Origin of the sequence: Streptomyces hokutonensis, from assembly GCF_000376565.1 — a bacterium.
GTDB lineage: Bacteria > Actinomycetota > Actinomycetes > Streptomycetales > Streptomycetaceae > Streptomyces > Streptomyces hokutonensis.
The window spans coordinates 164,228-187,508 of sequence record NZ_BARG01000006.1; the positions used below are offsets into that span (position 1 = coordinate 164,228).

Annotated in this window: 20 protein-coding genes; 6 read left to right on the forward strand and 14 right to left on the reverse strand. The window is 69.4% G+C overall.

Translation table 11 applies throughout. The annotated features are described in order from the left end of the window. Positions 1-375: 375 nt before the first annotated feature. The 5 genes from SSP08S_RS02325 to SSP08S_RS02345 all read right to left on the reverse strand — a co-directional run bounded on the left by SSP08S_RS02325 (position 376) and on the right by SSP08S_RS02345 (position 6,818). Positions 376-1,815 (reverse strand): NAD-dependent malic enzyme, encoded by a 1,440-nt coding sequence (locus SSP08S_RS02325; RefSeq protein WP_019065963.1) that lies wholly within the window; start codon positions 1,813-1,815, stop codon positions 376-378. Between the two features lie 294 nt (positions 1,816-2,109). Next, positions 2,110-4,422 (reverse strand): HelD family protein, encoded by a 2,313-nt coding sequence (locus SSP08S_RS02330; protein WP_026178119.1) that lies wholly within the window; start codon positions 4,420-4,422, stop codon positions 2,110-2,112. Positions 4,423-4,573: 151 nt separating this feature from the next. Further along, entirely contained in the window at positions 4,574-5,335 is a 762-nt protein-coding gene (locus tag SSP08S_RS02335; RefSeq protein WP_019065965.1) for an anti-sigma factor family protein, read from the reverse strand. 38 nt (positions 5,336-5,373) lie between these two features. Continuing rightward, positions 5,374-5,895 carry a sigma-70 family RNA polymerase sigma factor gene (locus SSP08S_RS02340; protein ID WP_019056398.1) on the reverse strand — a complete coding sequence of 174 codons (522 nt, stop codon included), beginning with the start codon at positions 5,893-5,895 and terminating at the stop codon, positions 5,374-5,376. A 329-nt stretch (positions 5,896-6,224) separates the two neighbouring features. Then, positions 6,225-6,818 carry a CGNR zinc finger domain-containing protein gene (locus SSP08S_RS02345; protein WP_019065966.1) on the reverse strand — a complete coding sequence of 198 codons (594 nt, stop codon included), beginning with the start codon at positions 6,816-6,818 and terminating at the stop codon, positions 6,225-6,227. 181 nt (positions 6,819-6,999) lie between these two features. Here SSP08S_RS02345 and SSP08S_RS02350 point away from each other — a divergent pair, with 181 nt between their 5' ends. After that, complete coding sequence (locus SSP08S_RS02350; RefSeq protein WP_245607817.1) at positions 7,000-7,530, forward strand: anthrone oxygenase family protein; 531 nt, start codon at positions 7,000-7,002, stop codon at positions 7,528-7,530. 409 nt (positions 7,531-7,939) lie between these two features. Here the strand turns inward: SSP08S_RS02350 and SSP08S_RS02355 are convergent, their stop codons facing one another. From SSP08S_RS02355 to SSP08S_RS02375, 4 genes are all read right to left on the reverse strand, one after another. Further along, positions 7,940-9,100 carry a uroporphyrinogen-III synthase gene (locus tag SSP08S_RS02355; protein ID WP_019065968.1) on the reverse strand — a complete coding sequence of 387 codons (1,161 nt, stop codon included), beginning with the start codon at positions 9,098-9,100 and terminating at the stop codon, positions 7,940-7,942. 139 nt (positions 9,101-9,239) lie between these two features. After that, positions 9,240-10,595 carry a nitrate/nitrite transporter gene (locus tag SSP08S_RS02360; RefSeq protein ID WP_019065969.1) on the reverse strand — a complete coding sequence of 452 codons (1,356 nt, stop codon included), beginning with the start codon at positions 10,593-10,595 and terminating at the stop codon, positions 9,240-9,242. Between the two features lie 109 nt (positions 10,596-10,704). Then, positions 10,705-11,172: a DUF4240 domain-containing protein gene (locus SSP08S_RS58070; protein ID WP_019065970.1), complete on the reverse strand. Its 468-nt coding sequence runs from the start codon at positions 11,170-11,172 to the stop codon at positions 10,705-10,707. Between the two features lie 220 nt (positions 11,173-11,392). Further along, positions 11,393-12,034, reverse strand: a complete 642-nt coding sequence (locus SSP08S_RS02375; RefSeq protein ID WP_019065972.1) for a hypothetical protein — start codon at positions 12,032-12,034, stop codon at positions 11,393-11,395. Between the two features lie 185 nt (positions 12,035-12,219). Between SSP08S_RS02375 and SSP08S_RS02380 the strand changes: the two genes are divergently transcribed. After that, positions 12,220-12,450 (forward strand): hypothetical protein, encoded by a 231-nt coding sequence (locus tag SSP08S_RS02380; protein WP_158697123.1) that lies wholly within the window; start codon positions 12,220-12,222, stop codon positions 12,448-12,450. A gap of 70 nt (positions 12,451-12,520) precedes the next feature. On the opposite strand, the gene SSP08S_RS02385 is transcribed toward SSP08S_RS02380, so the two are convergent. The 4 genes from SSP08S_RS02385 to SSP08S_RS02400 all read right to left on the reverse strand — a co-directional run bounded on the left by SSP08S_RS02385 (position 12,521) and on the right by SSP08S_RS02400 (position 18,269). Continuing rightward, entirely contained in the window at positions 12,521-13,804 is a 1,284-nt protein-coding gene (locus SSP08S_RS02385) for an acyltransferase family protein (protein WP_019065974.1), read from the reverse strand. Then, positions 13,801-15,972 (reverse strand): bifunctional polysaccharide deacetylase/glycosyltransferase family 2 protein, encoded by a 2,172-nt coding sequence (locus SSP08S_RS02390; protein ID WP_019065975.1) that lies wholly within the window; start codon positions 15,970-15,972, stop codon positions 13,801-13,803. Before SSP08S_RS02390 ends, SSP08S_RS02385 begins: the two co-directional genes overlap by 4 nt. A 62-nt stretch (positions 15,973-16,034) precedes the next feature. After that, positions 16,035-16,886 (reverse strand): hypothetical protein, encoded by an 852-nt coding sequence (locus SSP08S_RS60650; RefSeq protein WP_019065976.1) that lies wholly within the window; start codon positions 16,884-16,886, stop codon positions 16,035-16,037. A gap of 414 nt (positions 16,887-17,300) precedes the next feature. Then, positions 17,301-18,269, reverse strand: a complete 969-nt coding sequence (locus tag SSP08S_RS02400) for a LysR family transcriptional regulator (RefSeq protein ID WP_026178122.1) — start codon at positions 18,267-18,269, stop codon at positions 17,301-17,303. Positions 18,270-18,353: 84 nt separating this feature from the next. On the opposite strand from SSP08S_RS02400, the gene SSP08S_RS02405 reads away from it, so the two are divergent. Then, positions 18,354-19,538: an MFS transporter gene (locus SSP08S_RS02405; RefSeq protein ID WP_019065978.1), complete on the forward strand. Its 1,185-nt coding sequence runs from the start codon at positions 18,354-18,356 to the stop codon at positions 19,536-19,538. Here SSP08S_RS02405 and SSP08S_RS02410 read toward each other — a convergent pair. Next, positions 19,535-20,023 carry a GNAT family N-acetyltransferase gene (locus SSP08S_RS02410; protein ID WP_019065979.1) on the reverse strand — a complete coding sequence of 163 codons (489 nt, stop codon included), beginning with the start codon at positions 20,021-20,023 and terminating at the stop codon, positions 19,535-19,537. The genes SSP08S_RS02405 and SSP08S_RS02410 overlap by 4 nt on opposite strands. A gap of 209 nt (positions 20,024-20,232) precedes the next feature. Between SSP08S_RS02410 and SSP08S_RS02415 the strand changes: the two genes are divergently transcribed. Genes SSP08S_RS02415 through SSP08S_RS02425 form a run of 3 tightly spaced genes read left to right on the forward strand, consistent with a single transcriptional unit; the run spans position 20,233 to position 23,278 of the window. Continuing rightward, positions 20,233-21,501 carry an extracellular solute-binding protein gene (locus SSP08S_RS02415; RefSeq protein WP_019065980.1) on the forward strand — a complete coding sequence of 423 codons (1,269 nt, stop codon included), beginning with the start codon at positions 20,233-20,235 and terminating at the stop codon, positions 21,499-21,501. Next, positions 21,498-22,457 (forward strand): carbohydrate ABC transporter permease, encoded by a 960-nt coding sequence (locus tag SSP08S_RS02420; RefSeq protein WP_019065981.1) that lies wholly within the window; start codon positions 21,498-21,500, stop codon positions 22,455-22,457. The genes SSP08S_RS02415 and SSP08S_RS02420 overlap by 4 nt, the downstream gene beginning before the upstream one ends. Then, entirely contained in the window at positions 22,454-23,278 is an 825-nt protein-coding gene (locus SSP08S_RS02425; protein ID WP_019065982.1) for a carbohydrate ABC transporter permease, read from the forward strand. Before SSP08S_RS02420 ends, SSP08S_RS02425 begins: the two co-directional genes overlap by 4 nt. Positions 23,279-23,281 lie beyond the last annotated feature (3 nt).

Sequence of the window (23,281 nt, forward strand, 5' to 3'; positions counted from 1 at the left end):
AGGCGTGCCACGCGGCGGAGCCGCATATCGGGCACGGTGAAGCCGATGCTGCCAGGGTCCTCGGTGAGTCCCCGGACCCGGGTCCGTCGTCCAGACCCTCGCGCCCGAAGACGCATCCTGCCCCTACCTGCGGCGGGAAAGCCAATCCGGCACCCGTAGGAGTCGCGAGAACACCCTTGGGAGTCACACGAAGAGCGCCACCGCATCAGCGTGGTGACGCTCCGTCGGCTCCCGGCAGCGAGGGCCGGGCCTGGAAAGGCCCGAAGCCTGGCCGCCACGATAAACGGCCGCCCGAGGCCCGGGGTTCCGCGACGCGCCGATGTAGGGGCGGCCGTGGCGATCCTCACAGCCGCCGCACACACATCGCCGGACGGGCTACGACGCGGTGGGCGTCGCGGAGGGCGCCGCCGCTCCCGCCGCCTTCGCGGCCTCGCGGACCGCGCCGGCCACCGCACCGGCGACCTTGTCGTTGAAGACGCTGGGGATGATGTAGTTCGCGTTCAGCTCGTCCTCGGACACGACGTTCGCGAGTGCGGTCGCCGCGGCGAGCATCATCTCCGTGTTGACGGTGCGGGACTGCGCGTCCAGCAGACCGCGGAAGACACCCGGGAAGACCAGCACGTTGTTGATCTGGTTCGGGAAGTCCGAGCGGCCCGTGGCCACAACCGCCGCCGTCTGACGGGCGATCGTCGGGTCGACCTCGGGGTCCGGGTTCGCGAGCGCGAACACGATCGCGCCCTCGGCCATCGCGGCCACGTCGTCGCCGTCGAGGACGTTCGGGGCGGAGACGCCCACGAAGACGTCGGCGCCGCGCACGGCCTCCTTCAGCGTGCCGGTGAGGCCGTCGGGGTTGGTGTTGTCGGCGATCCAGCGCAGCGGCGAGTCGGACTTGGCGTCGACCAGGTCCTCGCGGTCGGCGTGCACGACACCGTGGATGTCGGCGACGACCGCGTTCTTGACACCGGCGGCGAGCAGCAGCTTGAGGATGGCCGTACCGGCCGCGCCCGCGCCGGACATGACGACCCGGATGTCACCGATGCCCTTGCCGGCCACGCGCAGCGCGTTGGTCAGCGCGGCGAGGACGACGATCGCGGTGCCGTGCTGGTCGTCGTGGAAGACGGGGATGTCGAGGGCCTCGCGCAGCCGGGCCTCGATCTCGAAGCAGCGCGGCGCGGAGATGTCCTCCAGGTTGATGCCGGCGAAGCCCGGGGCGATGGCCTTGACGATCGCGACGATCTCGTCGGTGTCCTGGGTGTCGAGGCACAGCGGCCACGCGTCGATGCCCGCGAACCGCTTGAACAGGGCCGCCTTGCCCTCCATGACCGGCAGCGCGGCCTTGGGGCCGATGTTGCCGAGGCCGAGCACGGCCGAGCCGTCGGTGACGACCGCGACGGAGTTGCGCTTGATGGTGAGGCGGCGCGCGTCCTCGGGGTTCTCCGCGATCGCCATGCACACGCGGGCGACACCCGGGGTGTAGATCATGGAGAGGTCGTCACGGTTGCGGATCGGGTGCTTGGACTGCATCTCGATCTTGCCGCCGAGGTGCATGAGGAACGTACGGTCGGAGACCTTGCCGAGGGTGACGCCCTCGATGCCGCGCAGCTGCTGGACGATCTCGTCGGCGTGGGCCGTGGAGGACGCCGCGATGGTGACGTCGATCCGGAGCTTCTCGTGGCCGGAGGCGGTCACGTCGAGGCCGGTCACCGAGCCTCCGTGGGACTCCACGGCCGTGGTGATCTGGGAGACCGCCGTTCCGCTGGCGGGCACCTCCAGACGGACCGTGATCGAGTAGGAGACGCTGGGCGCCGTAGCCATGGCCGACTTCCTCTGCTTTCACCGTTGAGCTGAGTACGCGCTCCGATGGTCGCACCTACTGCCCGGTAGGCGTTAGCCGCCCCCGATTGCGAACGTTTTGTTCGCAAGAAAAAGAGGCCCCCGTGACGGAGGCCTCTTTCACGATCAATGACACCGACCCGCCATGCTCGCCTCGCGGCAAGTGGTCGCTCTAAGCGACGAAGGTTGGGCCCGGGGGCTTGGATCGGGCCGGTGTCACACCCAGGCTAACAAACGGATCCCGTAAGGCCATTCCCATCCCGCAGGTTCACAGAATCAGTCCCGCAGAAGATCCGGCACCCCGTTCGCGTCCGGCTCGTCCCGTTCGGCGGAGACGACCGTGAGCTGCTGGGTCGCGCGGGTGAGGGCGACGTAGAGGACACGGAGGCCGGCGGGCGACTCGTCGGCGATCTCCGCCGGCGATACGACGACCGTCGCGTCGTACTCCAGCCCCTTGGCCTCCAGGCTGCCGAGGGCCACGACCCGGTCGCCGAGACCGGCCAGCCAGCGGCGGGCCTCCTCGCGGCGGTTCATGGCGACGACGACGCCGACCGTGCCGTCGACCTGGTCGAGCAGCCGGGCGGCCTCCGCGCGGACGGACTCCGACAGTGAGTTCCGTACGACGGCGAAGTGAGGTCTCACTCCGGTCGAGCGGACCGCGGACGGGGACTCGGAGCCGGGCATCGCGAGGGCCAGGACCTTGGCCGCCAGCTCCGCGATCTCGGCGGGGTTGCGGTAGTTGACCGTCAGGGTGAAGCGGCGGCGGGGGCGGGAGCCGAGGGCCTCGTCGCGGGCCTCGGCGGCCTCGTCGGGGTCGGACCAGGAGGACTGGGCCGGGTCTCCTACGACCGTCCAGGTGGCGTGCCTGCCGCGGCGGCCGACCATGCGCCACTGCATCGGGGTGAGGTCCTGGGCCTCGTCCACGATGACGTGCGCGTACTCGACACGCTCCTGGGCGAGCCGCTCGGCCCGTTCGCGCTGTGTCTCCTCGCGTACGGGCATCAGCTCCTCGAGACCCGTGAGCTGGTCCAGCGGGTCCAGGTCGCGCCGCTTGCGGGGGCGGGCCGGGGTGCCGAGGATCGCCTGGAGTTCGTCGAGGATCGCGACGTCGTGGACGGAGAGTCCCTCCCGCTTCAGGGCGCGGGCGACCCGGCGGACCTCGCCGGGGTTGAGGATGCGGCGGGCCCAGCGGCCGAGCCTGCGCTCGTCGGACATGGCCTCCAGGACGGCGCGCGGGGTGAGTTCGGGCCACCAGGAGTCGAGGAACGCGATGAACTCGTCCTCGCTCGCCACGTCCTCGTCGAAGGAGGAGCGCAGCTCGGCGGCGAGTTCGGGGTCGGTGTGCCGGCTCGCGGAGCCGGAGCGCTCCCACAGGGCGTCCAGGAGGAGCTTGCGGGCGCGCGGGCGCAGCATGTTGACCGGGGCCGTACCGCTGAGGGCGTTCTGCCGGACGCGCTCGAGGTCGGCGGCCTCCAGTTCGAGGCGGCGGCCGAAGGCGACGACCCGCAGCCGGGCCGGTGACTCGTTCGCCTCGAGGGCGCCGCGCGCGGCTTTCCGCAGGACGCGGAGCATGCGGTACGAGCCCTTGGTGCGGGCGACGGCCGGGGAGTCGTACAGGGTGGCCTCGGCGCCGTCGACGAGCGAGCCGATGGCCCGGATGGCGACCTGGCCCTCCTCGCCGAGGGACGGCAGGACGCCCTCGGTGTAGGCGACCAGGAGCGGGGTGGGCGAGACGATGAGGATGCCGCCCGCATAGCGGCGCCGGTCCTGGTAGAGCAGGTAGGCGGCGCGGTGCAGCGCGACGGCCGTCTTTCCCGTCCCCGGGCCGCCCTCGACATAGGTCACCGAGGCGGCGGGGGCGCGGATGACGAGGTCCTGTTCGGCCTGGATGGACGCCACGATGTCGCGCATGGTGTGGCTGCGGGCCTGGCCGAGCGCGGCCATCAGGGCGCCGTCGCCGATGACGGCCAGCTTGTCGCCGTCGAGGAAGGCGGTCAGCTCGGGGCGCATCAGGTCGTCCTCGACCCCGAGGACCCGGCGGCCCTTGGAGCGGATGACCCGGCGCCGTACGACCCGGCCGGGGTCGACCGGGGTCGAGCGGTAGAACGGGGCGGCGGCGGGCGCCCGCCAGTCGATGACCAGGGGCGCGTACTCGGTGTCGAGGACGCCGATGCGGCCGATGTGCAGGGTCTCGGCGATGTCGGCCGTGTTGTCGTCGCGCACGGAGCCGTCGGCGGGTTCTACGGCGGTGTAGGCGCCGTCGGGCCCCTTCTGGCCGTCCTTGCCGAGCAGCAGGTCGATCCTGCCGAAGAGGAAGTCCTCGAACTCGTTGTTGAGCCGGTTGAGGTGGATACCGGCGCGGAACACCTGCGCGTCGCGTTCGGCGAGCGCGCCGGGTGTGCCGACCTGGCCGCGCTTGGCGGCGTCGTTCATGAGGAACTCGGCCTCGCGGATCTTCTCCTCGAGACGCCGGTACACCCGGTCCAGGTGTGCCTGTTCGCCGCTGATCTCCCGGTCCCGTAGCGAATCCTGGGCGGATTTGTCGGACACCGCATCGAGCGCGGTCTCCTGTTGAGCCTGTGCGGCCACCGGGCCCCCTTCTGACGTGCTGGGCAGCCGTCAACCGTACGCGAAGGGAGGCCGCCGAGGCGAGGGGCCCGCCCGGCGGATCCTGACAAAGACGCGGGGCCCGGTGCGCGCGTGCGCGCTCCGGACCCCGTCGAGCACAGTGGACCAGCTGCTAGGCGTCCACTTCCACGAGCTTCTTGCCGTCGAAGGTCATGACCTCGAAGTGGTCGATCTCGTTCGGCGTGAGAGCCGCTCCGCCCTGGGCGTAGAGCGGCGCCTTGGCCTCGGCCTTCGTGGCGTTCGCGATGCCGTAACCCCAGGCCGGGACCGACCAGGAGCTCATGGTCTCGCGTTCGCCGTTCTTGCCGACGGCGATCAGGGAGCACTTCAGCGGGCCCTTGACGTTGCTGAGCTCGACGACCCCGAGGGTGCCCCAGTCCTTCTTGGTCATCGCCACGGTCGCGGAGACCTTGGTGGTCTTGTCCGTGGCGGAGACCTTGTCGGACAGAGTTTCGAAGGTGTCCTTCGCGGTCGCCGCGGCCACGGTGCCCTTCTGCCCCGAGCTGTCGCCGCCGTTGGCCGCGATCACGGCCAGCGGTCCCGCGATGATCAGGGCGGCCGCCGCGGCGATCATGTAGAAGCTGCGCCGGCGCTTCATGGCCCGGCGTTCACCTACGTCGTCGACCAGCCGTTCCACCAGCCGCGGGCTCGGCCTGGCCGACAGGGACTCGCCGATCGCGGGGGTGCCGGAGCCCGGCAGGTCCGCGAGCGCCGCGAGCATCGGTTCCATCCCGGCCAGCTCGTCGAGCTGCTGGGCGCACCACTCGCACGTGGCGAGGTGTGCCTCGAAAGCGGTTGCTTCGGCGTCGTCGAGAATCCCGAGGGCGTAGGCGCCGACGGTCTCGTGTTCGTTCGAGCCCTGAGATCCCTGCATGGAACCAGGACTACCCGTTCCGTATCCCCCGTAAATGCTCATGCCGTCACCCCCCGCTCCTCCAGAGCAAGCTTCATCGATCGAAGGGCGTAGAACACCCTTGAGCGCACCGTGCCACTGGGGATGCCAAGCGTCTCGGCCGCCTCATTGACGGTACGCCCCTTGAAGTACGTCTCGACGAGCACCTCCCGGTGGGCCGGGGTCAGGTCGTCCAGCGCGTCCGACAGTGTCATCAGCCACAACGCCTTGTCGATCTCGTCCTCCGCGGGGATGACCTCCAGCGGCGACGGGTCCACCTCCTGCGGCCGGGCCTGCCGGCTGCGGTGACCGTCGATGACGATGCGCCGTGCGACCGTCACCAGCCAGGGTCGTACCGATCCGGTCGCCCGGTTGAGCTGGCCGGCGTTCTTCCAGGCCCGGATGAGCGTCTCCTGCACCACGTCCTCGGCACGTTGCCGGTCACCGGCGACGAGCCGCAGCACATAGGCGAGCAAGGGTCCGGCGTGCTCTCGGTACAGGGCACGCATCAGCTCCTCATCAGGTTCCGAGGACTGGGACATGCGATGTCGGGCCCTCGGCGCTTGTTCATTGGCCACGACGGAATCCTTGCGCACGCCCACCTCCGGTGTCCGGGGGTTGCCCCGGTCGGTCGCTCATGGAGAGGTACGCGAGAGGGCGGGCGGGTGTTCAACGTGAGGCGACAGTTTTCTTCGAAGTGACGTGACGACCGGGACATGAGTGCACATTCCAGCCGTACGATCTTTACATTTCCACCACATCAGCAAGATCACGCGAGCTGCCCGTGCGGTTGCCGAGTGAAACGCACTGTTGTCAAAATCACTTCGTCAATTGACGGTACGTCACCTCACAGAAGCCGCATATGGGATTCTCAGGCTCGGGCGAGGGCCGCGCGCCGACGATGCCGGGCCACTCTCTCCCGATTCCCGCAGACCTCACTGGAGCACCAGCGCCTCCTGCGTCCCCGTGACGTATCCAGGTACACGATGGGGCAGTTGTCCCCTTCGCACTCCCGCAGCGAGGCCCGCGCGACCGGGTCGGTGAGCAGCTCGACAGCATCCCTGGCGATCACCGCGAGCAACGCCTCGCACCCCGGCGGACCGGCCAACTCCCGCACCAGCGCCCCGTCTTCGGCCTGTACGGCACGGGGTGCCGGGGGCGCGGCGCGGGCGCGGTCGTTGAGGTGGGCGAGCGCGAGGTCGTAGAACCCGCCTTCCACCGGCTGCCTGCTGCGCACCAACTGTCCGATCCGTCCCCGCAGTTCGCGGAAGCCGACGAGCCAGGTCGCGTCGACGTGTGCGAGTTCGGTGGCCGCCGGGACGAGCCCGGAACGGACGATCCACGCGCGCAGCGGCTCCGGCGCGTCGAGCCGTTCCTCGGGATGCGTGGTCGCGAGGAGATCCAGGCAGATCCGCCCGGCGTCGAAGCGCAGCTCGTACGGGGCCATGGTCGTACCCAGTGCCATGTGCCTGTCACCGCCTAGGGATTACCCCGGTCGGGAAACCGTTGCCTCTACAGTGCCTGCCCACCCGCGCGGCCGGAACCCCTCGTACCGAGCGCGCGTGGGGAGTGCGCGTGGACGGCCGCGTATGCGCGTGCGCGTCTCGGCGATGTCGGGGGCGGGGCCGGGTCCGTTGACTGGAGGCATGACAGAGAACAGGTCGGACAACACGACTGCCACAGGTTGGGTATTGGGTGCGGCCACGGTCGCGATGGGGCTGATCGCCGGGGCCTTCTACGTCTTCGCCTGCGCGGTGATGCCGGGGCTGGCGCGCAGCGACGACCGGGTCTTCGTCGAGGTGATGCGGAACATCAACGACGTGATCCAGAACCCGGTGTTCTTCCTGAGCTTCATGGGGGCGCCGGCGCTGACCGCGGTGTCGGCATGGCAGGCACGCGGACGCCCGTACCGGGGGTGGGTGTGGGCCGCGCTGACGGCGTACGCGCTCGCCTTCCTCGTCACGGTCGCCTTCAACATCCCGCTGAACGACGAGCTCGCGCGTACGGCGGATGTGGGGGTGGCCAGGGAGCGGTTCGAGGGTGCGTGGGTGGGGTGGAACGTGGTGCGGGCGGTGTTGTCGACGGTGGCGGTGGGGTGTTTGGGGCGGGGGTTGGTGTTGTACGGGGCCTGTCGACACCGGTCGGCGCAGGTGAGCCCGTCCCGGCTCGCTTCTTGACACGGGCGGACACAATCCAGTCCGCCCCGGCTCGCCTCTTGACCCAGGCCGGGCAATCCAGTCGGCACGAGCTCACTGCTTGACGCAGGCCGGGCAATCCAGTCCGTCCGGCCCACTCCTTGACGCAGGCCGGGCAACCCAGTCCGCCCGGCCCACTCCATGACGCGGGCCGCGACAATCCAGCTCTTCCCGGCTCACTTCACGGCGTGGGCCGACACAATCCAGCCCGCGCCAACTCGCTTCATGACGCAGGCCCGGAAAATCGAGCCCGTACCGGCTCGCCTCTTGACTCAGGTCGGCGAAATCCAGCCCGTCCGGCGTTTGAGGACGAGGCCCCTTCAGGGCCGATCGGGGGTCTGGGGGCGGAGCCCCCAGGGGCGCCCGCATCGGCACCCGCACAAACACCCGCTCAACCGTCGGAGTACTTCGCGTCGGCGGCCGGATCCAGCGCCAGCCGGTACCCCCGTTTCACCACCGTCTGGATCAGCTTCGGTGCGCCGAGTGCCGTACGGAGTCGCGCCATCGCCGTTTCCACGGCGTGCTCGTCGCGCCCGGCGCCGGGGAGGGCGCGGAGGAGTTCCGCGCGGGCGACGACCCAGCCGGGGCGGCGGGACAGGGCACGGAGCAGGGACATGCCGGCCGGCGGGACGGGCCGTAGCTCGCCGTCGACCAGGACCGCGTGGCCGCGGATCTCCACGCGGTGGCCCGCGATGGGCAGGGTGCGGGCGCGGGCGGGGAGTTCCTGGCAGAGGAGCTGGACGAGCGGGCCGAGGCGGAAGCGCTCGGGCTGGACCGTGGTGACGCCGTGGTTCTGGAGCGGGAGCGCGGTGACGGGGCCGACGCAGGCCGGGAGGACGTCGTGGTGCAGGGCGGCGAGGAGTTCGGGCAGCAGGCCCCGGGTCTCGGCGCGGGAGAGGAGCGACGCGGCGGCCGGCGCGCTGGTGAAGGTCAGCGCGTCCAGGCCGCGCGAGACCGCCGCGTCAAGGAGCCGGTCCACCGGGGCGATGTCCTCGGGCGGCATCCACCGGTACACGGGGACCACCACGACGTCCGCTCCCCCGGCCCGCAACGACTCCACGAACCCGGGCAGCGGTTCACCGTGCAGCTGTACGGCGACCCGGCGGCCGTCGACGCCCTCCTCCAGGAGCCGGTCGAGCACCTCGGCCATGGACTCGGAGGACGGTGACCACTCCTCGGTGAGACCGGCGGCCCGTACCGCGCCCTTCACCTTGGGCCCGCGCGCGAGCAGTTCCACCCCGCGCAGCCGGTCGAGGAGGCCTTCGCCGAGCCCCCACCCGTCGGCGGCCTCGACCCACCCCCGGAATCCGATCGCGGTGGTGGCCACCACGACATCGGGCGCCTGATCGATCAACTCCTTGGTGGCGGCGAGCAGTTCGCTGTCGTCGGCGAGGGGCACGATGCGCAGCGCGGGCGCGTGCACGACCACCGCGCCGCGCCGCTGGAGCAGGGCCCCCAGCTCGTCGGCACGGCGTGCGGCGGTGACGCCCACGGTGAACCCGGAGAGGGGGCCGTGGGGCGCGCTCTCCGGTCGCTGCGGTTGTTCGTCCATGTCTCTCGTCCCGAACGTAGTCGTGCATGTAGTCGTGCATGCGGTCGTGCAGGAGATGGTGCGGCGGCGCCTACATGCCGAACGAGCCTGTCAACGGTGCGTGACAGGCTCGGTTCGGCTTCATGTCAGCGGTGTTACGTCACACCTCGGCATAGCTGAGCTGCGACTTCGCCTCCGATGCGGAAGCTTTGGCCTGCGCCTGGGCGGTCGGGCGGCGAAGGTATACGGCCCAGGTGACCGCGAAGCAGAGGCCGTAGAAGGCGAGGAAGGCGACGAACGCGCCGGTGCCGGAGCCGTAGGAGAGGAAGGACTGCCGGAAGGCGAGGTTGATGCCGACGCCGCCGAGCGCGCCGACGGCCCCGATGAGCCCCATGGAGGCGCCGGAGAGCCGGCGCCCGTAGGCGGCCGCCTCGTCACCGGTGAGCCCCTTCGCGAGGGCCTTGGTCTGGAAGATGCCGGGGATCATCTTGTACGTCGACCCGTTGCCGAGCCCGCTGAGCACGAACAGGACGATGAAGACGGTGACGAAGAGCGGCAGCGACTTCTGCATGCTGGCGACGACCAGGATCGCGGTGGCGGCGGCCATGGCGACGAAGTTCCACAGGGTGATCTTCGCGCCGCCGTAGCGGTCGGCGAGCCAGCCGCCGACGGGGCGGATCAGCGAGCCGAGCAGCGGCCCGATGAAGGTGAGGTACGCGGCCTGCAGCGGCGTACGGCCGAACTGGACCTGAAGCACCTGCCCGAAGGCGAACGCGTACCCGATGAACGACCCGAACGTGCCGATGTACAGGAACGCCATGATCCAGGTGTGCCAGTCCCGCGCGGCGTCCTTGGCGGCGCCGGTGTCGTTCTTCACGGAGGTGAGGTTGTCCATGAAGAGGGCGGCGAGGGTGGCGGCGATCAGGATCAGCGGGATGTAGATCCCGAGCAGCACGCGCGGCCCGCCACTGGCCCCGATGATCGCGAGGGCGATCAACTGGATCACAGGAACCCCGATGTTGCCGCCCCCGGCGTTGAGCCCGAGCGCCCACCCCTTCTTCTTCAACGGGAAGAAGGCGTTGATGTTGGTCATGGAGGAGGCGAAGTTGCCGCCGCCGATGCCGGCCAGCAGGCCGATCCAGAGGAAGGTGTCGAAGGAGGTCCCCGGCTTCATCACCACGAACGCGGCGATGGTGGGGATGAGGAGGAGGCTCGCGGAGACGATCGTCCAGTTCCGCCCGCCGAAGATGGCGACCGCGAAGGTGTACGGCACCCGGACGACCGCGCCGACGAGCGTGACCATCGAGGTCAGCAGGAACTTGTCGGCCGGGGTCAGCCCGTACTCCGGGCCCATGAAGAGCACCAGCACGGACCACAGGGTCCAGATCGAGAAGCCGATGTGCTCGGAGAGCACGGAGAACAGGAGATTGCGACGGGCGACCTTCTCTCCGGTCTCCCGCCAGAAGGTCTCGTCCTCCGGGTCCCAGTGCTCGATCCACTTGCCAGTGGCTGTCATGACGCCTCCACGGTCCGCACTACGGGGTAACGAGCGGTGATGCATCCCGAAGGTAGGGAGGGCGGGTTTCCACGCTGTGGCTGTGAGTGACCGGAAGGGAACGTTGCTCTCACGAGCGGGAGGTGGGCGCGGTGAGGTGGGAACGCTGGGCGGCGGCCCATCCCTCGGTGTTCGAGTAGGACTCGTAGGAGTAGCGGGTGCAGCGATCCCACTCCTCGCCCGTGATACGGCCGTACGCCTTGTCCGGCACGTAGAGCAGGCTCTCCGCCCAGACGAGGTCTTCGACGTACGGAGCGAAAAGGCGGGGATCGCGAAGTGTGGCTTCGTAGGCTTCACGGCCGGCGGCCACGACGGCGGCGCGGGTGTAGAGGAAGCTGTCGCCCGACAGCCCGTGCCCGTACTCCTTGCGGTCCAGCCGGTACAGCGCCCACGAAAGCTGTTCGGCAAACCCGATGCCCGTCGCCGCCGGTCCTGCGGCCAGACAGTCCGTCAACGCGGTGGCCAGCTGTTCGGCATCGGGGTCGGGGTCGAACGGTGCGCAGTCGCCGATGAGCTGCCAGAAGCCGTTCTCATCCATACGCAGAGCATGACGGATGCCTCTGACAGTGGCTCACCCGGAGCGTGCACCACCGATCTCGAACCACAGCGGCTTTCCGGCTCCCCGGTCCAACAGCCCGCCGTCACCGATCGGCCAACCGCCCCAGCAGCTGGCGTACGCCTGCACGAGGTGGAGGCCGCGTCCGCTGTCGGCGTCGAGCGGGGCGGGCGGAAGTCGGTCACCGGGCCGCATGTCGAAGTCAGCGGTGGTCGACGTAGGCCACGAGCCCGCCGGCGTTCAGACCCAGCGTGCATCCGCGGCGGAAGGCTTCGTGGCGCATGCCCGGGGTGTGCTGGGCGTCGGTCATCGCATACACCCCGCGGATCCCCAGTTCCACGCCGCACAGGCACACGACGTAGCCGTGACGCAGGGCGGCGGCCGTCCACTCGGGGTCGTGCGCGACCCAGGTCCGGGAGTAGATCTCACCGTCGGGCGTCCGCAGTTCCAGCCGGGAGTAGGTGTATCCGTAGCGCTCCTCCAGTTTTGGCTGTTCATCGGGTATCTCGTGCAGCTCCCATCCGAGGATCCAGGGCAGGTCGCAGTAGACGTCGGGCGGTAGGCGCCTCATGCCGAACAGGATGGCGCCTTCGAGCTGCGGTTCCTCGGGTATCTCGTCGAGCGAGGCTCCCTTCGGCACGACATACCCGAAGTAGCCCACACCCACGGCCTGCCTGAACTCGAAGAGGGCGATGGGCATGCGGGGTGTCTGTGCGGGATGGAGGGTGACTGTGCCGTCCGCGGTCTCCAGGCCCCCCAGCACACACTCGAGCTGCAGCGCGGGGTCGTCGCAGAACAGGATCCGCCCGAGGTCGTCGACCTGTTCGAACTGATACCGGCTCATCTCCTGCAGCCCTCCGGTTGGTTGCCGTTCCGCGTCCGCGAAGCAGACGACTCATTGTTGAGCCATCCTATTGAAGGATCGTTCAACAATCCATACGTTGGAACGCGTGCACCACCAGGCCGGCGGTTTCGTCGAGAGCAGGGGTGAAGGTGAGCGCGGAGGAAGCAGGCACAGGGCGGACAGGCGTGGCTTGGCGGGTGCTGGTGGGCGCCGCAAGCACCAGCACAGCGTTGGCGCTGTGGGCGATCGTGCGCACAGCCGTCGTCGCGCACGCCCAGTGGATGCCCGGGCCTCCGGTGATCCAGCAGTTCCTGCAGATCCCACTCGGCCTCGGCCTGGCCCTCACCCTGTGGCGGCCCGAAGACCTCCTCCTGCGCGGACAACGCGTCCCGTCAGCCGGACCCACTCAGCCGTGACAGATGTCGCGCCCAAGTGCCGACCGCCTCGCTCAATCACACCCCTGGGGCCGCGACACGTCGCGCGCCCTCAAGTCCCCCTCCGCCGATTCCCCCCACCACTGACCCCGTTCGGCCACAACCGCGGCCCCCGCTTCGCCGCGATGTCCTCGATCCACCCGAACGCCAGGATGGCCACCGCGATGAGCGGCCAGATCAGCAGGAACATCAGGAACGTGTCCGCCTTGTCGAGGAGGGCGGTCGCGCTGTCGCTCTCCATGAAGGGGAGGTTGTACAGCTGGTCGATGATCGGGACCGTGGCCATGATGAGGAGGTTGTGCCACAGGTAGATCGTGACGGCGCGGTTGTTGGAGAGGGTGACCAGCTTGTCGAAGCGGGCCAGGCGGCCCGGCAACTCCTGCCAGGACGGGGCGTATTGGAGGAGGATCACCACGATCCCGAAGGACCACGTCGCCTGCGCCAGCGGGATGTCGTTCAAGTCCCAGCCGTCCGGGCCCAGATGACCCGACGCCCACCACAGGCCGAAGCCCATGACGACGGTCGCGGCCGACACCGCGAGATAGCGCGGGACCTCCCTCAGCTTCCCCTCGTGGTGGGCGAAGCCCAGGACCCAACAGCCGCCGTACACCGCGAAGTCGGAGACCGCGTTGCCCGTCTCGCCCGGGATCGTCACAAGGCCTGTGCCTACGACCGCCGTCAGCAGCAAAGGCGCCAGCAGCGTCGCCCACGGAACACGCCGGAACGCCCACAGCAGCAGCGGTGACGCGATCACGAACCACAGATACGCCCGCAGGTACCAGAGCGGGCCCGCCGCCTGGTCCGCCCACGTGCTCTCCAACAGGCCCGATTCGGAGCCCAGATGCTCGGGGTACGGCGGTGCGCCGAACGGCACGAGGTAGTCGAAGACCTTTGCCGCACCCCACCAAGTGCCGCCCAGGTCGGGGTCCTTGAGCGGATTCCAGCCCATGGCGAACATCAGCACCAGGACCACCGCGCTGAACGCCCAGAGCGGGGGCAGCAGTCGCCGTAGCCGGCCCTTGATCACGCCCAGCGCGGGACGGTTCAGCGAGCGGGCCATCAGGGAACCCGCGAGCGCGAACATCACGCCCATGGACGGGAACAGGACCGACAGCCAGGCCCAGCCGAAGAGGTGGTAGACGACCACCCGGACGAGGGCGATCGAGCGGAGGAGGTCGAGGTAGCGGTCCCGGCCGCCGCCGCCCGCCTTGGGCTTCGCTGGCTCCGGTCCCGGCGCCAACTCCGGTTCCTGTTGGCGCTGTTGGGGAATCCCGTAGGCCGGCGTCGACTCGGGGCCCGTACCCGTCCCCGCCGTGTATCCGTGTCCGTGCGTCATGCCACAGTCCTCCGATCGTCACTGCCACTGCGGCTGCGCTGGGTCGGTACCGGACCGCCGGGTGCCTCCACGACTCCCGTGCGCCGCAGCTTCTGCCAGCGCAGGCGGCCTCCGGTGAGTGCGGTGATCCAGGACTGGAGCAGTACGACGTACATGAGTTGGCGGTAGAGGATCTGTTGCAGGGGCAGCGAGACCAGGTGGGTCATGCGTTCGCGGTCCAGGCGGAAGGCGTACGCCGCGCAGAACGCCTGGATGGCGAGGACGCCCAGCCAGGCCAGGAACGTCTTCTCCGTCGGGCCGAACACCAGCCCGTAGAGCAGGAACACGTCGATCAGCGGGGCCAGGATGGGGGCGACGACCATGAAGAGGGCCACCAGCGGGAGGCCGACCCTGCCGAAGCGGCCGGACGGGCCGCGGTCGAGCAGCGCGCCCCGGTGTTTCCAGATCGCCTGCATCGTGCCGTAGGACCAGCGATAGCGCTGGGACCACAACTGCTGGACCGTTTCCGGGGCTTCGGTCCACGCACGGGCCTTCTCGGCGTACACCACCCGCCAACCGTCCCTGTGGATCGCCATCGTGATGTCGGTGTCCTCGGCGAGCGTGTCGTCGCTCATGCCGCCGACCCGCTCCAGCGCGCTTCTCCTGAAGGCCCCCACGGCGCCCGGGATCGTCGGCATGCAGCGGAGGATGTCGTACATCCGTCGGTCGAGGTTGAAGCCCATCACGTACTCGATGTGCTGCCAGGCGCCGATCAGCGAATCCCGGTTGCCCACCTTCGCGTTGCCCGCCACCGCGCCCACGCGCGGGTCGCCGAAGGGCTGGACCAGCTCCCGTACGGTGGCCGGTTCGAAGACCGTGTCGCCGTCCATCATCACGACGAGGTCGTGACTGGCGTTCGCCAGGCCGCGGTTGAGGGCGGCGGGCTTGCCCGCGTTGTGCTGGCGTACGACCCGGACGTTCGGGAGGTCCATCGCCTCGACGATTCTCGCCGTGCCGTCCGCCGAGCCGTCGTCGACGACGATCACCTCGACGGGATGCTCGCTCGCCATCAGTGAACGGACCGTGTTCTCAATGCACTTGGCCTCGTTGTACGCCGGGACGAGGACCGTGACCGGTTCGGTGACCGGCGGGCCCCAGGCGAAGTCCTTGCGGCGGACCCGGCGGGCGTGGAGCACGGAGAGCAGCAGCATCAGCACGAAGCGGGCGATGACGAGGGAGCCGGTGATCGCGAGTCCGACCACCAGGATGTCGGTGATGTTGTCCGAGGCCTGGACCAGGAAGATCCACGCCTTGCCCTTCCACAGGTTCAGGCCGGTCACCGGGGTGAGCGCGCTGGGCGCGCCGAGGGCCTCGGTGAGGTTGTCGAACCGGTAGCCCTTGGCCTGCATCTCCGGCAGGAACTTGTCGAGCGCCTGCACGGTCTGGTGGCGGTCGCCGCCGGAGTCGTGCATGAGGACGATCGCGCCCTTGCCGGCGCGCGGGGTGGCATTGCTGATGATCTTCGCGACGCCGGGCTTCTGCCAGTCCTCGCTGTCCGTGTTGTTGACGGCGGTGATGTAGCCGCGGGTGCCGATGTACTCGGTCACCGGCCAGGACAGGTTGTCCATCGCGTCGGCGGAGGAGGAGTACGGCGGCCGGAACAGCGAGGTCCGGATGCCGGCCGCGCCGGTGATCGCGAGCTGGGTCTGCGACAGCTCCCAGTCGATGCGCTTCTTCGACTGGAAGGAGAGGTCGGGGTGGCTGAAGGTGTGCACGCCGACCTCGTTGCCCTCGTCCACGATGCGTTTGACCAGCTCCGGGTAGCGCGAGGTCATGGTGCCGGTGACGAAGAAGACGCCGTGCGCGTGATGCTTCTTCAGCACGTCCAGGACCTTGGGGGTCCAGGTCGGGTCGGGGCCGTCGTCGAAGGTGAGGACGATGTCGCGGTCCGGCACGTCCAGACTCGTCGTACGGCCGCTGCGGGTGTCGATGACCGGGCCGCCGTCGAGGATCTTCTCCGGCACCTTGTTGGTGGCCGCCTCGGGGCGGATGCGGTGGTCGGCGAGGATCTCGCTGTGCACATAGCCGCGCAGCATCAGCATCGCGAGCATCGCGACGAGGAGCAGCACCGGCAGCAGGAACCGCATGGAGAGGCGGCGCCGCCGGGAGCCGCGAGCGGCTTTGGGCATGCCTCCGTGACGGCCGCCCGGGGCCGTGTTCGTGGCTGCGGGGCGGCGGTTGTGCGATGCCATCAGACGATGTGCTCCGGGGTCGTGGACGGGGCCGGTGCCGGTGCCGGTTCGGAGGGCGCGGCCGGTCCCTGTGCCACGGGCGACGGCGAGTTCGGGGCGTCGGCGACCGTGCCGGTGCCCGCCGTCGGGGTCGGGGTCGGCGTCGTCGGCTGCGCCGGGGAACTCGTACCGCCCGTCGGCGTGCTCGGGCCGGCGGACGGGGTGTCCTGCGGATGCGAGGGCTGTACGACGGGATTGCTCACGGTCCCGCCGACCGGCGCCGACGATGTCCTGCTCGTGGACGGCTTGGGAGACGCGGATGTACTCGCCTTACTGCCAGGGGCCTTGGACGCGCCGCTCGCGCTCGCACTGGCGCCCGGCGACGGTGTCGTACCGTCGCTCGCCGTCGGGATGTTCCCCGGCTGCACGCTGCCGCCGCCACCGGACGGCCGGCCCGACTCGGCGGGCAGCGGCGAGGTGTCGACCTTGCTCGCGGGCGGGTCGTCCTTCTGCCCCGGCACCGGGAGCCAGGGCGCGTCGGAACTGCCGGACAGCAGCGTGGCGACGATGACGACGGCGTAGACCGCGCAGGCGATGCCGACGGCCATGCCGATCCGGCGGTACCTACGGCTGCGGCGCCCGGACTCGTCGACGAAGACGGGCCCGTCGGAGCCGTCTTGACCGGCGCCCTTCGCGGCCGGATCGCCGTCCAACTCCTCGGCGGGACCGTCGAGTTGGACGGTCACCTCGTCGGGGTCGTTCGCCGCGGGTGTGCCCCAGGGGTCGGCCAGGGCACCGGAAGGCCCGATGGGCGGACCGGCCGGCGGACCGGTGAGCGGTCCTGCCGGTCCCTTGCGTACTCCCTTGGGCACGACGGGCCAGGACGACCCCGGCGGTCCGGACGACGGGGACGACTCGGTCCGTATACGACCGGCGGCATGACTGGCATGACCGCTGTGGCGGCCGTGCCGGCCGCCCTCAAGGATCTCCGAGCGTCCGGCCGTTCCGGCTGCTCCGGTCTCCGGGAACGCCTGGGCCTCTCCGCCTACGACCGGTACGTCTCTGGTCGCGGATGCAGCCTGGGGCCATTCCGGTTGGGCGTCTTCCCGCCACTTTTCCACGCGCACGCACATCCCCCCACGGAACTGTTCGGGGCGCGCGGACGACCCTGAGCACACGCCGTCGAACCGGGCCCCCACCCGGTCCACGCGCCCCCCTTACCACACCGTGCTCAGGCCCCCGAAGGTAGCGCAACGGAACCTCACATGTACTGGGATGCGTAATTTCTACGTCTTTAGCATGTCCACGTCCATGGCTGGAATCCATCCATCAACGGGCCGACGCAGCCACCCCTCGGCGCTGCCGATCTCCACCGCAGCCCGTCGAAGCGCGTCGAATCCGGGGTGCACCAGCCCCTTTCGCCACACGAGCGACACGGGGGACAAGGGCACCGGCTTCACCAGGGGCCGCAACACGGTCCGCCGCATGGCCGGAAAGTCCACTACGGCAAGAATCGGGTTCCGCGTCCGGCCCATCACCCGTTCGAATTCCTCTTCCCCTACGGCCATCGGTGCGGGCGCCGCAACCTCGATGTCACGCCCCTCGAACAACCGCCGCGCGAGATCCGTCCACTCCGGGGTACGCGGATTCCCGGCCCCCGCGTACACGGCCTCCCCCTTGAGCGCGTCCACCGGCACCTCGGCGAGCTCCGCCAGCCGGTGGTCCTCGGGCAATACAACCGCCATCGGCTCGTACCGCACGAGTCGATGGTCGAGCCCGCTCCGCAGCGCCCGGTCGAGCCCGGCGAACCTCCCGAACGACACGTCGAGCCGCCCCGCCAGCAACTCCCCCGCCGCACCCGTCAGTCCACTCTCGTAGCGGGCCATCAGCTCCTGTTCCGGGGCGAGTTCACGGGCCCGGTGCAGCACCCGGCGCGCGGTGCCCAGCCCCGGCGAGTTCAGATCCACGAGCAGCGGCCGGGCCTGCCGGAACGCGGCGAGCAACTCGTCCTGCGCGGCGAGCACTTGCCGGGCGTACGGCACCAGCCGCGCACCGTCCGCCGTCAGCGTCACCTGCCGGGTGGTCCGCACGAACAGCTCGGCGCCCAACTCCCGCTCCAGCCGCCGCACATCACGACTCAGCGCCTGCTGAGCGACGTAGAGCCGGGTGGCGGCGCGGGTGAAGTGCAGCTCCTCGGCGACGGCGAGGAAGGCGCGGAGGAGTCGGGGGTCCACGTGGGCCGGTGTCCAGGACATCCGGCGAACTTACAACGCAGGTGCGTGAATCGGCGCGGAACAAGTGTTGGACCCCTTGATCGTCCGGGGGTGACGGTGGGACACATGTACCGCCGCCTCTTCTCCCTCCCCGGCACCCGCGCCTTCACCGCCGGGAACCTGATCGCCCGTCTCCCCGCGGGCATGTTCAGCGTGAGCGCGGTCGTGATGATCGCCGGTTCACGGGGCTCGTACGCCCTCGCCGGCGCCGTCACCGCGACCGGCCTCGCGGCGACGGCACTCGCCGGCCCGTGGATCGCGCGCCTGACGGACCGCCACGGCCAGTCCCGAACGGCCGTACCGGCAACGGTGGTCGCGGTCCTGGGCTCTGTCTCGCTCCTCCTCTGCGTGCGCTACGGCGCCCCCGACTGGACCCTGTTCGCCGCGTACGCGGCCACCGCGACGACCCCCAACACCGGCGGCATGTCCCGCGCCCGCTGGGCCCATCTGCTCGCCGGTGACACCGAGGCCCTGCACACCGCGAACTCCTTCGAGCAGGCGGCCGACGAGCTGTGCTTCATGCTGGGCCCGGCGCTGGCGGCGTTCCTGTGCGGCACGTTCTTCCCGGAGGCGGGGACGCTGACCGGGGCGGTGCTACTGCTCACCGGCATCCTCATCTTCACGGCGCAGCGTTCGACGGAACCACCACCGAGACCGACCCCGAAGGGCGCCCCGCCCTTGCGCGTGCCCGGCATCCCTCCCCTCCTCGCCGGTTTCGTGGCGACGGGCGCGGTGTTCGGTTCGATGGAGGTCGCCACGCTCGCGTACGCGAACGCGACGGGTCACCGTGCGGTGGGCGGTGCGGTGTTGGCACTCCAGGCGGCCGGCTCGTGCGTGGCGGGCCTGCTGTACGGGAGGCTGAAACCGGCGGGGGCACCCGAACTCCGGCTGTGGTGGTGCCTGTTGGCGATGAGCGGCCTGATGACCCTGCCGCTGCTTGCCACCACGGCACTCGGTTCCCTCCCGGCGCTGGCGGCGGCCTTGCTGGTGGCAGGCATGGCAACGGCCCCGACGATGGTCACCGCGATGACGCTGCTCCAACACCGCACACCGGAAGGCCGGTTGAACGAGGGCATGAGCCTGGCGGTGACGGGCCTGCTGCTGGGGATCGCGTGCGGTTCGGCGGCGGGTGGCTGGACAGCGGACCACGCATCGCCGACGGCGGGCTTCGCGGTACCGGTCGCGGCAGCGGCTACGGCGCTGCTGACAGCGGTATCGGGCAGGGCGGCCTCCAGGGCGACTGCGGTCTAACGCTGCACGCTCTTCGACAGATACATGGACGCCACGTCATAACCATTGCGCCGATACAGGGCGATGGCCGCCTCGTTGCTCCCGACGACGTTCAGGCCGAGCGATGTCCTGCCCTCGCGGGCGACGAGTTCCTCGGCGGCGTGGAGGATGGCGGATCCGTAGCCGCGGCGCCGGAACGGGGCGAGAACGTTGATGTCGTAGAGCCAGGCCGAATCCGCGGTGCCCGCGGCCTGGCGCGGGTCCGGACCGATCCACGCGTTGCCCACGACCTCGCCCGAACCGTTCTCCGCCACCACGAGATGGTGACCGGCCGTGTCGCGCCCGTCCGGGAGGAACTGGGCGGTGCCCTGCCGGGTCCGCTCCCACGCCAGCTCCTGCGGCATGAACTTGCCGAGTTCACGGGCCGTCTCGGCTTCACGGTGCTCGGTCGCCGCGTCGTACTCCGACGGCGTCATTTTCCGCAAGGTCACCTTCTGCGCGTCCATACCGCCCTATTCAACCGGTCGCCGACGCCGACGACACCACGCTCCCGGTCCCGGCCCGTTCAGCCCTCCGTTCATCGAATCGCTTGCGCCAATCTCCGCCTAACCCATTGACGCACCAGCACCGCCTACATACGTTCCTCCATCGAAGCGCTTCGACACCCATCCGACTCCCCCGGAGGCCCTGGATGTTGACGACCCGAAGGCGAACGATGACGGCTGCGGTGATCGTGACGGGAGCCCTGCTCCTCACGTCCTGCGGCAGTTCGGACAGTGGTAGTTCGGACGGCAAGACCCTGAAGCTCTGGCACTACGAGGGCCCCGACAGTGCGATGGGCGTGGCCTGGAACGAGGCCATCAAGGAGTTCAAGGCCCAGCATCCGGGCGTGAAGGTGAAGTTCGAGGAGAAGGGCTTCGAGCAGATCCAGAAGACGGCCCCGATGGTCCTCAACTCCTCGGACGCACCGGACGTCATGGAGTACAACAAGGGCAACGCGACCGCCGGCCTGCTCTCCAAGCAGGGCCTGCTCACCGACCTCACCGCCGAGGCGACGAAACGCGGCTGGGACAAGAAGATCCCCGCGAGCGTCGGCACCACGGACCTGTACGACACCAACGGAGTGATGGGCTCCGGCAAGTGGTACGGCGTCACCGACTACGGCGAGTACACGATGGTCTACTACAACAAGGACCTCTTCAAGAAGTACAAGATCGCCGAGCCGAAGACGTTCGACGAACTCACCGCCGCCATGGACCAGTTCGCGGCGAAGGGCGTCACTCCGCTCGCCAACGCGGGCGCCGAGTACCCGGCCCAGCAGTACCTCTACCAGCTAGCCCTCTCGAAGGCCGACCGCGCCTGGGTCGACAAGTACGAGCTGTACAAGGGCAAGACGGACTTCCACGACCCGGCCTGGACCTACGCGGCGACCACCTTCGCCGACTGGGTGAAGAAGGGCTACATCGCCAAGACCTCCAGCTCCACCAAGGCCGAGGACGCCGGTGTCTCCTGGATCCAGGGCAAGGCGCCGATCCTGTTCTCCGGCAGCTGGTGGTACGGCCGCTTCCAGACGGAGGCCAAGTTCGACTGGGGCACGACCCTGTGGCCCGGCTCGAACCTCACCCTCGGCTCCGGCGGCAACATCTGGGTCGTCCCCAAGGGCGCCAAGAACAAGGAACTCGCCTACGACTTCATCGACATCACCCTGTCGAAGAAGATCCAGAACCTGATGGGCAACAAGGGCGGCATCCCGGTCGCGGCCGACACCTCCGCGATCACCGACCCCAAGTCCAAGGAACTCATCGCCAACTTCAACACCCTCACGGCCCGCGACGGCCTGGCCTTCTACCCGGACTGGCCGGTCCCCGGCTTCTACGACGTCCTCGTCTCCGAGACCCAGAAGCTGATCACCAGCAGCGAGAAACCGGACGCCTATCTCAGCAACCTGCAGAAGGCGTACGACAAGGGCGTTCCGTCGACATGACGGTCACCGTCGAGAAGGGCGCGCGGGCCGGCACCAGGCACCACACCACCGGCCCGCACCGCCCTCGCCCCCGCAACTCGTACGCCCTGTTCCTGCTCCCCGGCGCCCTCGCCGCGCTCGCCGTGATCGTCGTCCCGTTCCTGATGAACACGGCCGTGAGCTTCACGAGTTGGCAGGGCATCGGCGACCCCAAGTGGACCGGCCTCACCAACTACCGTGACCTGCTGGACGATGCGGAGTTCTGGGCGTCCTTCCGGCACAGCCTGTTCATGGTCGTCGCGATGGCCGCCGTACCGACGATCGTCGGACTCGTCCTGGCCGCCGCCCTGTTCGACTACATCGGCAAGCACTTCGGCAGCCGGATCGCCTCGGTCCTCCGCGCCTGCTTCTATCTCCCGCAGGTGCTCCCGATCGCGGTCGCCGGCATCGTCTGGAGCTGGATCCTCGCCCCCGACAACGGCACCCTCAACACCCTGCTGAAAGCAGTCGGGTTGGGCTCCTGGCAGCAGGACTGGCTCGGCGACCCGGACATCGCGCTCTACAGCGTCATGGGCGTCATGGTCTGGGTCCAACTCGGCTTCCCGCTCGTGGTGTTCATGGCCGGCCTGCAACGCGTCGACCCCCAGCTCTACGAGGCCGCCGAACTGGACGGCGCCGGCTGGTGGCGCCGCTTCTGGCACATCACGCTGCCGCAGATCCGCCCCGAGATCTATGTCGTCCTCACCTGGTGCACGATCGCCGCGCTCAAGGTGTTCGGCGCGGTGTACGTCCTCACGAAGGGCGGCCCGGGCGGTGCGACCGACGTGCCCTCCTACTTCTCCTTCACCACGTTCTTCGAGAAGACCCAGGTCGGCTACGGAGCAGCGATATCAACGGTGTTGACCGTGATCATCCTCGTGCTCTCCCTCGCCTTCCTGAAACTCCAGACCCGCGCGGAGGAAGGTGACCGCGCATGACGACCGCCCTGCGCCGCTACCCGGTGCTCATCGCCCTCTGTATCGCGGCCCTCTTCATGGTCGTCCCGTTCCTGATCGTCCTGATCAACGCCGTGAAGTCACCGGCCGAGTACTCCGAACACGGCCCCCTCAGCCTCCCCAAGGGCCTCTACCTGGACGGCCTCAAGGACTTCTGGCAGCGCGTCGACTACGGCCAGAAACTCTTCAACTCGGTCCTGATCAGCGGCTCGGTGGCCGTCCTCGCCGCCGTCCTCTCGGTCCTCAACGCGTACGCGATCGGCATCGGCCGTATCCGGGGCCGCACGTGGGTCCTGGCCTTCTTCGTCCTCGCCAACATGCTGCCGCAGGAGGCGCTGGTCTACCCGATCTACTACCTGAGCAAGCAAGTCGGCCTGTACGACACCAGGTTGAGCGTCGTCATCGTCTTCACGGTGATCCAGGCGGCGTTCGGCACGTATCTCCTCTCGTCCGTGCTCGGCCAGTTCCCCCGGGAGATCATCGAGGCGGCCCGGATCGACGGCGCCAACAAGTGGCAGGTGCTGTGGCGGATCGTGGTCCCGGTCAGCCGCCCCACGATCGGCGTGCTGCTGGTCTTCTTCTTCATCTGGACCTGGAACGAGTTCCTGCTCCCCCTGGTCATGCTGATCTCCAACGACAACCAGACCGTGTCGGTGGCCCTCGGCGTCCTCCAGGGCCAGCGTCTGATGGACGCCACGATGACCAACGCGGCTGCCCTGCTGGGTGTGTTGCCCGCCATCGTCTTCTTCCTCGTCTTCCAGCGGACCCTCACGCGCGGTATCGCCGTGGGCGCCGTCAAGTAGTAA